This is a genomic window from Streptomyces sp. NPDC127117, from assembly GCF_042677325.1.
Taxonomy (GTDB): domain Bacteria; phylum Actinomycetota; class Actinomycetes; order Streptomycetales; family Streptomycetaceae; genus Streptomyces.
In genome coordinates, this window is record NZ_JBHXTM010000023.1 from 68421 (window position 1) to 81400 (window position 12980).

A 12980-nucleotide genomic window follows, 5' to 3' on the forward strand; every position below is an offset into this window, starting at 1 on the left:
CCGCATCGCTCGCGAGTTGCATGATGTGGTCGCCCACCACATGTCCGTCATGAGGCGTCCGAGGTCAGCATTTCGTCCGGCTTTTCACCCGGAGCGAGAAATACCGGAACAGGGTTGCCGAATGGGTATTTGTGACAAATAGTGTGCCTCGCCGGTGGCAGTCGGACTGCTTCGACCGGCCCCATTCACCACGTCATCCGGCTCTGCCGGTGAGGCAGGTTTTCTGTCACCAAGGTCGACGCCGGAGACGGGGTACCGGGCAGGGGGTAGCGTTCCGGCATGACGTCAGCGCTGCCTCGGTTCCCGCCGTATCCGATCCGTGGCGTGTGTGTCCTGCATCAGAAGCAGAACTGCGCGCCACATTTCGCGGAGATAGAGGTGGATTTCGAGCCCGCAGCCGAGGGCTTTGCCTTCGAGGTAGCCGAAGAGGTGACGGTGGAGTACGAACCTGCCGAAAACCTGCCACGCTTCTTCGCCGCTGCCGCTGTGGGGATCGAGGAGCAGCTGAGCTTGCCCGAGCACGGAGTTGTGATCGCCACTCGGGTGGTGCTGCGGCGTGCCCGCGCCGATACGTTCGGCTCTCACGAACCGGCGTTCAGAATTGCGGGCTACCTTGCCGCCCGCAAGGCTTTGGCGTGCGGGTTGCCCGCGACTCCGGGCGCTGTTCCTCGTGACGGCGGGTAGCTCAATCCTCACTGTCAGCCGGACCTCACGTGACAACAGGCGTGCTGTCGTGGGCAGGTGACAAGCAGCGTGCTGGCTTGGTGACCACTCCCGTGCTTCGGTCAAGCGAAACCCCAGGTCAGTAACGACCTTGGTGACAGCTTTCGCGCTTCGGCACATCACGCGCACCATCGTCTGGGCCGACTCCGCCTACGCCGAACAGCTCGTGACCTGGGCAATGACCTACCTCAATCTGACGATCAAGACCGTCAGCCGTCCGAAGAACACCCCCCGGCTTCGTCGTCCTGCCCCGCTGTTGGGTCGTCGAACGCTCACACTCCTGGGCCATGTACGCCCCCCGAGACGCGCGCGACTACGAACGACTCATCCAGCACTCGGAATCGCACATCACCTGGGCCGCGATCAGCCTCATGCCCCTGCGCTTCACCCGCCGAAACTCCTGCCGGAGCGGACAGTGGGCCTCCCGCGAGGTCCATCGCGACCGGTCGTCTCGGCACTGACATTCAACAGCCCCACCACGAGGTCACCGGGCCTCGATCCGGCCCAATTGTCGCACCACCACGACGGCTCCATCAGCGCAACCCGCAACAGTGAGACCGGCCCGTCAACCATCGGCCAGCCCACCTCACCACTGAAACCCTGCCGTTCGAACTCTGAGCTGGGCAAACACCGAAACCCACGGACCACCTGCTGCGAGCAGGCCAACCGAAGTCACCCCGGTGGGCTCGGTCCCACGCAAGCCGAACGGGCGGCGCTCCCTCCAGGGGCGCCGCACGTCGCTGCACCGCTCAGTTGGCGCGGCGGGTTCTGACTCCGTCGGCTTCGAAGTCGTAGATGGTTCGGTTGATCCGCCGGCCGTCGACGGCGCCGATCCACACCTTGTCGCGGCCCTTGCCGACTGCGGCGGTGTAGATGGTCGGGGCCGGGCCGCCATCGTTGAGAGCGGTCTTCAGCTGCGGGAACGTGCACAGGGTGGTCTGGTTGCAGCCGGTCATAGTTCCGGCGTTGCCCGTGAGGAACCATTTGCCGGTGCCGGTGCCGGTGCCGGTGCCGGTGGCGGTGGCGTCGAGGCAGGGACTCCACTGGTCCGTCACCGGGGAGGGGCGGCACTCACACCGTCGTGGAGTAGGTGGTGGCGGGGGCCGCAGTGAGGTTCGGGTTGATCTCGAACCTGATGTTCGGCATGTTCCCCGGCCGCCGTGGGTGACGTTCTCGCCGGTCTGGAAGACGTGGAACCCGACTTGGTTCAGTCCCAGGACCGGGTCGACGTAGAAGTCGACCTCATTGCCGAAGTCGACCTTCTCACTGGGCGGGGCGAGGGAGGTGGAGCTGTCCGCCACCTCGATGCCGAGGCTGCCCGTTCCGTAGGGTGGCTTCGCGGAGTGGCCGGTTGAGCCGAACGAGCCGAACGAGCCGAACGGGCCGTTCCTCAAGGCGGCCACGGGAGAACCGATCGTGTTGCGGGTGATCACACACCAGTGGTCCGGGCCTCCCTGATTTCCGTTGGTCATGGCGGATGTCGATCCCGGGAAAGCCGAGACAGCGATCGCGGCCGGCGCAGCCAAGGCCGCCTTGATCGGCGGCTTCCCCGCCGCCGATGGGCGGGCCTACGCCGATCACTTCACGATCGAGGGTGGCGCCATGCCCTTCCCTGGCTGGGGTTCTTTCGAGGGTGTGGACGTCGCTGACCTGGACCAACAGGCCCGGGACCGCTTCGCGTCCGCCGCCGTTCCTGTCCCCGAGGCGGTCGCCAGGGGAGTCGTGCGCCTGACCGACGAGCGCCGCTTCGACGTCCCCGTTGTGGTTGTCCGCCCCGAGTTCACCCCCGTCCAGGCCGAGGAGTGGGCCGCATCCGGTGAGAGCCCAGAGCTCGCCCGCGCCACTCACCTTGAGTATGTGGACCTCGACTCGGGCCACTGGCCACCCGCCCCCGCGAACTCGCCCGCGTGCCGGCAAAGGCTGCCGGCTCCTAGCGGCACGGTGTGATTGGGGCGGTGGGAGTTGGCGATGGAATGTGTCGTCGCCAACCGAGACGACCCGGACGGCAGGTGGGCGAGCCGATGGGGCTCGGTCTGGGGATCTGGCCCCGCGGAGGTGCTCGTACCGGTCAGAAACTCGACGAGATGGTGACGGGACCGGTGCAACTCCGTGCGTCATTTCGTGTGGCACGTGCGCCGTCCACGGCACCGGCCCGGTTCAGGCACCGTCGAAACGGTCGAGCAGTGCCCGAGCCTCTCTGGTGCGGCGATGCTCCGGACCGAAGGAGGCCAGGCAGGCGTCGTGAGCGGTTGCGGCCCGGACACGGGCTTCAGCATCGCGGCCCAGCTCCAGGAGGGAGGTAGCCATGACAAGCTCCACGGCGCCGGCCTCCTGGCCGCGTTCCTCCGGGGGCAGACCGCGGTGCAGCTCGTCGGCGCCCGCAGCCTCAGCGAGAGCCTCCTCATATCGGGCCTGCCCGTTGAGGCTGCGGGCCAGGCCGAGCCGCAGCACCAGGCACAGCCGGTCCGGTTCGTCAAGTGCGGCCAGGGCCTCACGGGCAAGCGCCTCAGCCTCCACGTGGCGCCCTTGCGCATTGAGGGCGAAAACCACCCCGTTACTGGCGGCCGCTGCCACGAGCCGCATCTCCGGACCTGTGCCGCAGGCCGCAGCCCGGACAACGGCCGCCCCCTCCGCCTCACACTCCGCGTGCCGACCGAGCGCAGCCAGCTGCTGGGCGCGGTCGGAGCGCAACTTCAGGGTCTGCCAGTGATCGGACCCAAAGATCCTGCCGAAGACCGGCAGGGCCTCGTCGTATGCGGCGAGAGCCTCGGCATGGCGGCCCTGGGCGCCGATCGAAAGCGCGGCAATGGTCAGCGCCAGTGGTACATCCATATCGTCACGCGGTCGCGACCGGACCACGGCGCTCGCCCCGGCCTCCGCCTCGGCATAACGCCCGGACAGATACAGAGCCCTGGCCCGGGACACAGGGGACGACTTCGTACGCCTGGCGCGCGACCGGAAGAATTTCATGCCCGGAGCATAGGGAGACAGCGCGGTGCCGTTTGGCGAGGGGTCGGGCAATTGGTCGGCGACCCCTGATGCTCCGGAGCCGAGTGGAGGCCCACCCTCCTTCGGCATTGAGCTGCCGGGGACCAGGACAGGGCCGGCGTAGCGGCCCGCTGCCCACCGCCGTCTGCCGCCGACCGCACGCTGCCGACGGCGGTCAGGTGCGGTCGGCCGCCATGACGCGCAGAATGTCGTCGGTGAGCTGCTGGGGGTGGGCGGTCCTCGAAGTCGTGCCCAGGGTCTCCCAGGCGTTGTAGACCGTGGCGCCGTCGGACCGCTTCCGGCCGTCCGACTCTCTGGTGACCGACCATTCCGAGTCACCGCGGTGGAAGTTGTACTCTTCGTCGCCGCTGACGATCGTGACGTCGCAGCCGCACCCGTAGTTGTCGTCGGGGTCGTCCTGGTACGCGCCGTCCTCGTGACGGGTGTTCAGCGTAACTGCTCCGTCGTGCTGCTGGGTGAGCAGGGCAGCCACGGCCTCCACGGTCTGGTGGGCGTCGGCGGGCATTGGAGCGGAGCTGGGGGCGGCGTGCAGGGCTCGCACGGTGGTGGAGGCGTGCTGGGCGGCCAGGCCGTGGATCGTGTCGGACACCGACCGCAGGGTCTCCAAGGCGTCGCTGAGGTTCGTCGGCTGCCCGGCGCCGGCCTGGGCGGGCAGTTCGGCCTCGCCGCGCTCGACGATCCGGCCGACCGCGCACGCGAGTTCCTGGAGGGCGTCGGCGCTGTACTGGAGCTGCACGAAGAGCGCCGAGGCGACCGTCGCGGCATCCTGCGGGGTGTAGAGGGACCAGGGGCCCGACAGGGCCTGGACAGAGGCCCCGGTGGTCTCCGCGGCCGCACAGACTAAATCCACCGAGTCCTCGGGGTCGTGCGCGGTTACGGTGCGCACCTGCGAGACGAAGTCGTTGCATTGGTCGGCGGCCTGCTCGTACAGGGCGTCCCAGGGTGTGTTGTCGTCGAGGCCGGCCGCCGGGGCCTGGTTGATGAGCATGCCCCGGATTCTTTCAGAACCCCGCGCAGGGCTGCCGCGCGAAAAGACAGCCGGCCGCTGTCCGCAGGCCACTCCTGGGGACAGCCTGCATGACTGATGACGCACAACAGGGGGCCCGGCGGCACGACGCCGACCGCCGATAGTGATGTTGACGCTTCCGGCCTTAGCGGTTACGGCTCGCCGAAGTCGCGGTCGAAGAACTTGAGGACGGGATCCAGCTCGGCGGCCGCGTCGCACAGCGAGCACAGCCGGATACCGGGCTGCTCGGCCGCGTTCAGCGCCCGGGTCAGAGGCAGCACCGGCGCACCGACCGGCGCCACGTCGCAGTCGACGGCGTGCACGACGCCGCCCCGGCCGGGACCGCGGCCGCCGGCCTTCACCAGCACCCAGCCGTACGGTCGACGTGGCCCCAACGCCTCCTGAACGAGCGACGGTGGCTCCAGGTACCCGGTGGGCACGGCGTGAAGTTGCACCACACCCATCCGAAGGCCGGCGCGTACGCGGCGGTCACCTCGTCCGGGGTGACGGCGAGCCCGCGGGCGAGCCGCCCGGTCCGCGCGGGGGTGAGCCCGTCGGCCGGCGCGATCGACGCCCACACGCGAAAGAAGCGGCGCCGCGGGACGGTGACACCGTCCAGTTCGTCGACCGCGTCGAGGTCCCAGTTCATCAGCCGGGCGTGCCGAGGAGGCCACCGGTGGAACTCGCTGTCTCCCGCACTGATCCGCGTGCCGCTTGAGTGAGCGGCCGGCCGACTCTCGGCAGCAGCTGACCGTCAAGTCCTTGTGGCGGGACGATCAGCGAGGTGCGGGCTGATGGTCCTCCGGAGCATCAGCGTCCGCACGCCGGTGGTGAGGGTATCGATCGCCGGGGTGCGCACGGTGACGAACGCGCAGTGGTGGGCGAGGCGTCCCTCGGCGCTGCACGCCGGTTCACCGGCCCGGGTGGTACGCGGGAGGCATGGTGGCGAAGTGCTGCCGGCCCTGCCAGGTGGTCAGCGGCCATGCCCTGCGGGCCAGGTCCTCGCCGGCGGGCGTGTTCTCCTCGTGTCTGTCGAGCCCACCCCACCCACGCCTGGCTGCGCAGCGGCGCCGCCCGCGCCAGGGCCATGGCCCGTCACCACTTGAGAGCCTCCGCCCCGGCGTGACTTCGCGGGACGGCATCTGGAATCGCCGTGAGAACGGCGGGCCGTCGAGGCGGGCCTGCAGGCGTCAGTACGTGTTTGGGTCAATTGCACTCGCATTGACTGATTGGCGACCATCCGATGGAGTGATGGGCGAATGGGTGAATACCCCACCGGGAAGGACCCCTGCGGCCGCCGTACATGACGTTGGCAATCCGAAGCCGCAAGGACGCAAGGAGTCACACATGTCCATGGTCCAGACCGGAAAGCTCGACCTGTCGTCGAACCAGCCCATCGAGACACGCGGAGGGAACACCTCGACCTTCACCCGCGTCAACTTCCCCACCCCGTTCCCCAGCGGATCCCAGGTGATCGTGCTGGCCCAGACCCAGACGTTCAACGGCACGGAGACACCTGGTATCCGCCTCCACGACGTCACCCCCAGCGGATTCCTCATCCGCTTCAACGAGGTCAACGTCAACGCCAACGTCCGCAGCGACGGCCACCACGTGACCGAAACCGTCGGCTGGGTGGCCACCACCGTCTGACAGGACACCTGCCGCTTCTGGTCCCGCCCGCCCCCAGGACCAAAGGCGGCAGGAGCTCCTGGCGCCAGCGGCGAACCAGCCCGACACGCCCCGCAGCCGACCCGGCGAAGACCGGGCGTTCCCAGATGCGCCGACGCGCCCCGCAGCACGCCCCACAACGCAGCGGCCGCCCTGGACGAAACACTCCTCCAACAGCACATGGACCGCGACCGCGAAAACCCGGCCGGCGTGTAGCGCTGCGCCCGCGCCCCTCTCCCGGCAGATCGCCTGCTAGGAAGAACAACGCCGCGCCTCGCCGCCTTCCTGAACAGCCGGGGGCGCGGCACCTGGGACTTCCTGACCCTGCTCGTCAGGCCGGGGCCGTCGCCGGGGCGGGCTCAGAGTGGCGACCCTTCCCCACCGCGCACAGCTGCTCCCGGTCCGCCCGAGGGCTGTTCCGCAAGTGCGGCCGTGTTCTGACCTGAGGCCGGCTCGACAGGGGCAGGACCGCAGCCGACGGAAGAGGATCGTTCGATGGTGACGTACGAGGTGAGACGGCAGAGCGGTCCGCGCCCGGTCCGGCATCACGATGACGTCGCCGATCCGCCCTGTGCGCATGGACCCCAGTCCACCAACTGCCCGCCGGTGGACTCAAGATCGGTCTCAGCCCGCGCGCCCCGGCCAGGGATCCTGAGGCGGTGGAGCCCCGTCCCATACCTCGACGCTCACTGCGGCAGTGGTGAGGCCGTTCGCCGTCGGCCGACGGCTGCTGCGGTGCCGAGCGGGTTGATGTCACGGATGTTTCCGATGTTGTGCGCGGTGGACGGTGGGCCTGGCTCGCTGTGAGGGGGCTACCGGGAGCGGCTCCGGAACCACTCGACGGTCCGTTCCAGGCCGTCGCGCAGGGGGACGGGTTCGATCTCGGGGAAGAGGCGGAGCAACCGGGAGTTCTCCGCGTGGGAGTGCCGCACGTCCCCCGGGCGTGGGGGTACGTACTGCGGATTCAGGAGAGTTCCGAGGACTGCTTCCAGCTCCGTGACCAGTTCTCTGAGCGAAGTGCGTGTGCCGTAGGCGAGGTTCACCGGGTCGGAGGAGACGACCTTGCGCAGCGCTGCCTGGGTGAGTATCCGGCAGACGGTCTCCACATAGGTGAAGTCGCGGCTCTGGCGGCCGTCGCCGTGCACGACGACCGGGTCACCGGTGGTCAGCGCGCTGATCCAGGCGGGCACCACTGCCGCGTAGGCGTGTCCGGCGGGCTGACGGGGCCCGTAGACGTTGAAGAAGCGGAACGGCAGGACCGGCAGGCCGTAGCAGTGGTGGAAGGCGGCCAGATACGCCTCGGAGGCCAGTTTGCTCACCGCGTAGGGGCTGAGGGGGACAGGACGCAGGTCCTCGTGCTTGGGGATACCGGGATTGGCGCCGTAGACGGAGGACGAGGAAGCCGCGATCACCTGCGCCGCGTCCGCGCGCCGGGCGGCCTCCAGGACAGTGAGCGTGCCCGTGGCGTTGGCATGGTGGCTGGCGAGGGGATTCGCCACCGACCGGGGTACGGAAGGAAGTGCGGCGAGATGCACAATCGTGTCCATACCCCGGAAAACCCGGTCGAGGAGTGGGCCGTCGAGGACGCTGCCCTCGGTGAAGTGCACATCGAGTCCGGCGAGGTTGTCCTTGAAACCGGTGGACAGGTCGTCGACGACCCGCACTTCGGACACCTCGCTGCGCCGCGTGAGGCTGTGTGCGAGATTGCTGCCGATGAAGCCGGCACCTCCGGTGATCACGATCTTCAAGCTGACCACTCCTGATCAGAGTCAGAGGACGTCGATGTTGTCGCCGCCGAGCCGTCGGCGGCAGTCCAGTACGTAGGCGGAGCATCTCGCAATGAGGTCGTAGTCGAACGCGTCGTGATCGGCGAGCAGGATCACCGCGTCGGCGGCCGACAGCTCGTCGGCGTCGGCCCTCACCCTGGGGACTCCGTCCAGTACCCCGGAAGCCGGGGGCACGGACCGGGCGACATGCGGGTCTGCCGCCGCGATGTCCGCCCCCATGGCGAGGAGGAGTTCGGCGATGCGCGCAGCGGGGGTTTCGCGGGCGTCGCTGGTGTTTGCCTTGTATGCGAGTCCCAGCAGCAGCACACGGGAGCCCCCGACCGTTCTTCCGCGCCGCTTGAGCGCTTCTGCGAGCCGCCCCACCACGTAGTCGGGCATGTGGCTGTTGACGTCATTGGCGAGTTCGACGAAGCGGAGGGTACGACCGACCGTGCGCTCGGCCCACCAGGACAGATAGGACGGATCGATCGGCAGACAGTGTCCTCCGACGCCCGGTCCGGGAAGGAAGCGCAGGAAGCCGTGGGGTTTCGTAGCGGCTGCGTCGATCGCCTCCCACACGTCGACGCCGAGATCGTGGGCGAACGTGGCGAGTTCGTTGACCAGGGCTATGTTCACGTGGCGGAAGGTGTTCTCCAGCAGCTTGGCCATCTCGGCGGTCCGGCAGCTGCTGACCGGCACCGTCGTGTCCACGATGGACCCGTAGAAGTTCCCGATGGACTCCAGTGAGGCCGTGTTCACGCCGGAGACCACCTTGGGAGTGTTTTCCAGGCGCCAGCGGGTGTTGCCGGGATCTATGCGCTCCGGGCTGTACCCGAGATGGAAGTCCCGGCCCGCGACCAGGCCGGAAGCCGCTTCCAGGAGAGGCGCGACAAGGTCCTCGGTCGTCCCGGGGTAGGTGGTCGACTCCAGTACGACGGTGGCTCCCACCTGGAGGAACCCACTCAGCATCCGGGCCGATTCGACGATGTGCGACAGGTCGGGCAGCCCGTCGCACAGGGGCGTCGGCACGGTGATGAGCGCGATGTCGAAGCCCTCGCAGTCGGTCGGATCCCGGCTGGCCCGGAAGGCCTCGGAGGCCAGCAACGCGGCCAGCCGCGCGGAGGAGACGTCTTCGATGTACGAGTCTCCGGCCACGAGGCGGTCGACCCGCTCCTTGTCCACGTCGTATCCGACGACCTCGTACCCGGATTCCGCGGCCCGGACCGCCAGCGACAGCCCCACATAGCCCTGCCCGACGACGACCACGCGGCCTGCACCTTCAGATGCGGAATGATTCACCCTTCCTCCCCGGTCGCACGGTCCCGGGGACGGGATTTCACGTAGCGGCGGCTCTGCCGCGCGATTCCTGCGGGGCCGTTCCGACCGTGGAGGTCTGGCCGTACTGGCATGGGTACTCCCCTCCGGGCAGTTCGCCCCGTGAAGTGGCGCGGGACAGTGGACCTGCCCGCAACGACCGCTGCGCCGGTACCACCGGCGCACTTCGGTCCTGCCCGGAGCACCGCACCCGGAGCGCGCGTGCGGTGCTCCGCCTTCGGTACCCGGCCGAGCGCTGCGGGCGCGGTCCGGTGCGGCGGTGTCCGGCCGTCAGGTGAGCAGGTTGATCACATTGCGGGTGATGGCGTGTATACGGGGATCCAGGCGCAGAAGCCGTGGCCAGTCGGTGGTGGCCGCGTTGAAGACCGTCCCGCCCCGGGTGTAGAGCCCGAAGGTCGCGGCCCTCCTCGGGTCGGTGTTCTCGCGAGCGGTGGTATTCCACCCGGAGTCCGGGGCGGTGGGAAGATCCGCGACGCCCAGGATGGTGAAGCCGTCGGGTGTGCCGTCGCTTCCGGTAGGGACCGCCAGCCCGTGGATGTCGCGCCGGTATGCGGCGCCGTCGCATTCGTAGCCCACGAGGGAGTGTTCCGCTCCGAGGATGTCGCCTTCACACAATCCGGTGCCGGTGAAGACCGGGTGCCCTGTGTGCTGAACGGTGAAGCCCAGTTGTTCGCGCGGACCGTCCCAGTGGCCGCCGCCGTTGCGATAGCTGACGCCGATGAGCAGGTTCTCGGGTTCGGTCTCCCACCAGTGGTCGGGGGCGCCTCGCATCCGGTCGGCGTCGGCTCCCTGGGGGACTCCCGGAGGATACTTGGCGCAGCTGATGGCGGTGCCGTCGTCGTTCGGCGTGACCCGCCACCAGCAGGTGTTGGCCCCGAAAACTGCGATGTTGCCACCCTGGTCACGGAAGGCGGTGACGTGCCGACGGGTGCGCGAGCTCCAGTACTCGTCGTGTCCCGCGGACAGCAGCAGCCGGTAGCCGTCGGCGAGATGGGGGGTTTCGTCGAGGTCGAGGTCGGTGCAGTAGTCGGCTGTGAAGCCCGAGGTCTCCAGCCACGAGATGAAGGGCGCGTCCCAATGCGCAAAGGTCTGGCGGGGCGTTCGCGGGTCATGGGTGTCGGGCCTGCCTTTCACCGGGCCGCCGACCCCGCCGCCGGGGCGCCGCAGAGTGACGGTGCGGTGCGCCTCGTCGTGCGGGAGGGCCCCGTACAGACTCGCTCCACCGCTTCTGTTGTAGGCGTGGTAGGTGAAGACAGGCACCTTGTACAGGATGCGGGTGGTCCGGGCGGGTTTGCGGGGCGTCACCACGAAGAGCATCCGGGAGTGCCGGGCATCCAGGGCTTCGGCATCGGCCGGAGGCGGGACGGCCGGTTGTGCGGTACCGGGGCTGAGCACCGCGATGTAGACGCCCGAGGGCCACTCCTCGGGGATCGTGACGTTGTGGCAGGGCCAGTTCCAGTCCTCGTCGTGGCTGCCCGGGCTCGCGTACCGGCCCGGACCTTCAGAACTGCCCATGAGACGTGGGTGGGCGCCGCAGCGGTAGAAGTCGGCCCGGAACCATTCCGCACGGGTCGAGACGTGCAACCGCAGAGTCTCTCCGGCCCGGACACTCGGTCGGCCGGGATATCCGTCCACGACCACCCCGGCGGAGGGCTCTTCGGCGCTGCTCCGCACACGGGGCCGGCGGCTTCCGGAGGTGCGGTTCCCGGGGCCGCCGGTGCGGTCCGCGCCGCTCTCGGGACGTGCCGGCGTTCCGTTCGTGGAGCCGGTCCCCTGCACGGCGTCCTCTCCTGCCGGCGCCCTCATGAAAGCGGCCTGGTTCTCCCGGACTCCGGCCGGTCGAGGCCGGCGAGGACGACATCGGCTCGGCGGCGCCAGGTGTAGAGCTCAAGGACCTGCCGCCGGGCCTCGGCGCCGAGCTCTCGGCGCAGTACGTCGTCGGTGATCAGTTCGCCCAGAGCTTCCGCCCAGGCGGCCGGGTCCTCGGGGGGCCGCAGCAGGCAGTTGACCCGGTCCTGAAGGACTTCGTGCAGAACCGGCAGATCGGAAGCGATCATGGGGCAGCCGTGGGACATGTACTCGAACACCTTCATGGGAGAGGCCCAGCGACCGGTCTCGCCGAGCCGGCCCCAGGTGTACACCTTCTGTTCGTAGGGGGCGAGGACGACGTCGAAGAGGGCGTAGTAGTCCGGGAGCGCGGACGGCGGCTGGTGCCCGTGGAAGTACACGTGAGGGGACCGGCAGGCTTGTTCCCAGCGGGCGCGGTCCTCGTCGGTGCCGCCGACCAGATGGAAGTCCAGGCCGGGAAACCGGTCCGCGAGCTCCAGGACGAGGCCGATGCCGCGCCCGTCGTAGAGGTGCCCGACATAGCCGACGCGCGGTACGTTCGAGCGACCCGGCAGCCGCGTGGTCCCTCTTGTCCCGGCTGGAGAGGGCGGATCCGCGCAGTCGGGCGCGACAACGATGGGCAGGGTGCCCAGTTTCTCGTACTTCCGCTGCATATCGCGTGCGAGGGCGTGGGTGATCGCGACCACGCGGGTCAGTCCGGGCATGCCGAGGAGCGTCTCCTCGGTCCCGGCCGGGGACAGGTCTTCGCGCAGCTGGTGGACCTCGTACACGAGGGGTGCCAGATCGGAGAGGGTGGCCAGGGCGTAGGGGTCGCGTCCGTAGATGAGGTCCGGTACAGGGCCGTTCGTCACCAGTGCCCGGACCGCCTCCGCACGCTGCCAGTAGCCGGTCGGCGTGTAGTCGGAGCCGGGGCAGGGGACGAGGCGGATCGGGAAGCGGTGGCGGACGCCGTAATAGGCGTACGGGTCCTCGTCCGAGCCGGGCATGGAGTAGAGGGTGACTTCATGTCCGGCCGCGGTGAACGCGTCGCACATGCGCATGACATGAACACCGTTGGCGAAGCAGGAGGGGATGCTGCCGCCGTGCATGTACGCGATGCGCATGCCGGCCTACGCCCGTGCGGGTTCGTTCGCGGGCAGCGAGTGGCTGACGGTGGCAGGGGACCGGTGAGGCGTTGTGTCCGTCGGATCCACGGGCGTCTCCTCGTGATGGGCCGCGGCGATGTGGCAGTGTCACGCGAGTGCTGCGGCAGTGGCCCGGTCGCCGGGCCCTGCGAGTGGCATGGGGCAGAGGGACTGCTGGTCGGAGATGAACCACGCGCGGGAACGGGCGGCTCACATGGCTCTGCCGTACGCGGCAGATGACGCATCATCATCGTGGGCGGTGGTGCACTTTCCAAGAGTGGCATTTCGGCCTTTCCCGAGGCCGGATTTCCGTTGCGTTGCCTCGTTCCGGCAGATGCCGAGGGCGCGGACGGGGCGGAAGGCGTGCGGGCGCATTGCGATGTGTCCTCGGCGGGGGAGCGCTGCGGCCGCCCCCGATGGCCGGGAAGGCGGAGTCGAGGGGGCGTGCTTCGCGGGGTGTCCACGCGTACGGCGGGCACCTCGGTGCCCCGGTCCGGCACT

At 69.1% G+C, this 12980-nt stretch carries 12 protein-coding genes and 2 pseudogenes; 5 read left to right on the top strand and 9 right to left on the bottom strand.

The window, feature by feature from the left end; translation table 11 throughout:
- The first annotated feature begins 4 nt into the window (after nt 1–4).
- The 3 genes and pseudogenes from ACFVH0_RS21315 to ACFVH0_RS21325 all read left to right on the top strand — a co-directional run.
- Nucleotides 5–142 carry a histidine kinase gene (locus ACFVH0_RS21315; RefSeq protein ID WP_385822383.1) on the top strand — a complete coding sequence of 46 codons (138 nt, stop codon included), beginning with the start codon at nt 5–7 and terminating at the stop codon, nt 140–142.
- A gap of 137 nt (nt 143–279) precedes the next feature.
- Nucleotides 280–684 carry a hypothetical protein gene (locus tag ACFVH0_RS21320; protein ID WP_385822294.1) on the top strand — a complete coding sequence of 135 codons (405 nt, stop codon included), beginning with the start codon at nt 280–282 and terminating at the stop codon, nt 682–684.
- Nucleotides 685–832: 148 nt separating this feature from the next.
- A pseudogene (locus tag ACFVH0_RS21325) lies at nt 833–1115 on the top strand (IS5/IS1182 family transposase); the annotation flags it as partial.
- A gap of 357 nt (nt 1116–1472) precedes the next feature.
- Here the strand turns inward: ACFVH0_RS21325 and ACFVH0_RS21330 are convergent.
- On the bottom strand, nt 1473–2195 hold the full coding sequence (locus ACFVH0_RS21330; protein WP_385822296.1) for a hypothetical protein: 723 nt from the start codon (nt 2193–2195) through the stop codon (nt 1473–1475).
- A 49-nt stretch (nt 2196–2244) separates the two neighbouring features.
- Here ACFVH0_RS21330 and ACFVH0_RS21335 point away from each other — a divergent pair.
- A pseudogene (locus ACFVH0_RS21335) lies at nt 2245–2657 on the top strand (alpha/beta hydrolase); the annotation flags it as partial.
- A gap of 223 nt (nt 2658–2880) precedes the next feature.
- Here the strand turns inward: ACFVH0_RS21335 and ACFVH0_RS21340 are convergent.
- From ACFVH0_RS21340 to ACFVH0_RS21355, 4 genes are all read right to left on the bottom strand, one after another.
- The gene (locus tag ACFVH0_RS21340) at nt 2881–3693 is read right to left on the bottom strand and encodes a tetratricopeptide repeat protein (protein WP_385822298.1); all 813 of its coding nucleotides are present in this window, start codon (nt 3691–3693) and stop codon (nt 2881–2883) included.
- 193 nt (nt 3694–3886) lie between these two features.
- Entirely contained in the window at nt 3887–4720 is an 834-nt protein-coding gene (locus ACFVH0_RS21345) for a hypothetical protein (RefSeq protein ID WP_385822300.1), read from the bottom strand.
- 170 nt (nt 4721–4890) lie between these two features.
- Complete coding sequence (locus tag ACFVH0_RS21350) at nt 4891–5106, bottom strand: DUF6233 domain-containing protein (RefSeq protein WP_385822302.1); 216 nt, start codon at nt 5104–5106, stop codon at nt 4891–4893.
- Nucleotides 5097–5387, bottom strand: a complete 291-nt coding sequence (locus ACFVH0_RS21355) for a hypothetical protein (protein WP_385822304.1) — start codon at nt 5385–5387, stop codon at nt 5097–5099. The genes ACFVH0_RS21350 and ACFVH0_RS21355 overlap by 10 nt, the downstream gene beginning before the upstream one ends.
- Before the next feature lie 698 nt (nt 5388–6085).
- Here ACFVH0_RS21355 and ACFVH0_RS21360 point away from each other — a divergent pair.
- Nucleotides 6086–6388, top strand: coding sequence for a hypothetical protein (locus tag ACFVH0_RS21360; protein ID WP_317861907.1), 303 nt, complete (start codon nt 6086–6088; stop codon nt 6386–6388).
- 830 nt (nt 6389–7218) lie between these two features.
- Here ACFVH0_RS21360 and ACFVH0_RS21365 read toward each other — a convergent pair.
- The 4 genes from ACFVH0_RS21365 to ACFVH0_RS21380 form a co-directional block, all read right to left on the bottom strand.
- The gene (locus ACFVH0_RS21365) at nt 7219–8145 is read right to left on the bottom strand and encodes an NAD-dependent epimerase/dehydratase family protein (RefSeq protein WP_385822385.1); all 927 of its coding nucleotides are present in this window, start codon (nt 8143–8145) and stop codon (nt 7219–7221) included.
- A 30-nt stretch (nt 8146–8175) separates the two neighbouring features.
- The gene (locus ACFVH0_RS21370) at nt 8176–9438 is read right to left on the bottom strand and encodes a nucleotide sugar dehydrogenase (RefSeq protein WP_385822306.1); all 1263 of its coding nucleotides are present in this window, start codon (nt 9436–9438) and stop codon (nt 8176–8178) included.
- 339 nt (nt 9439–9777) lie between these two features.
- The gene (locus ACFVH0_RS21375; protein ID WP_385822388.1) at nt 9778–11181 is read right to left on the bottom strand and encodes a N,N-dimethylformamidase beta subunit family domain-containing protein; all 1404 of its coding nucleotides are present in this window, start codon (nt 11179–11181) and stop codon (nt 9778–9780) included.
- A gap of 128 nt (nt 11182–11309) precedes the next feature.
- Nucleotides 11310–12458, bottom strand: coding sequence for a glycosyltransferase family 4 protein (locus ACFVH0_RS21380; RefSeq protein ID WP_385822308.1), 1149 nt, complete (start codon nt 12456–12458; stop codon nt 11310–11312).
- Nucleotides 12459–12980 lie beyond the last annotated feature (522 nt).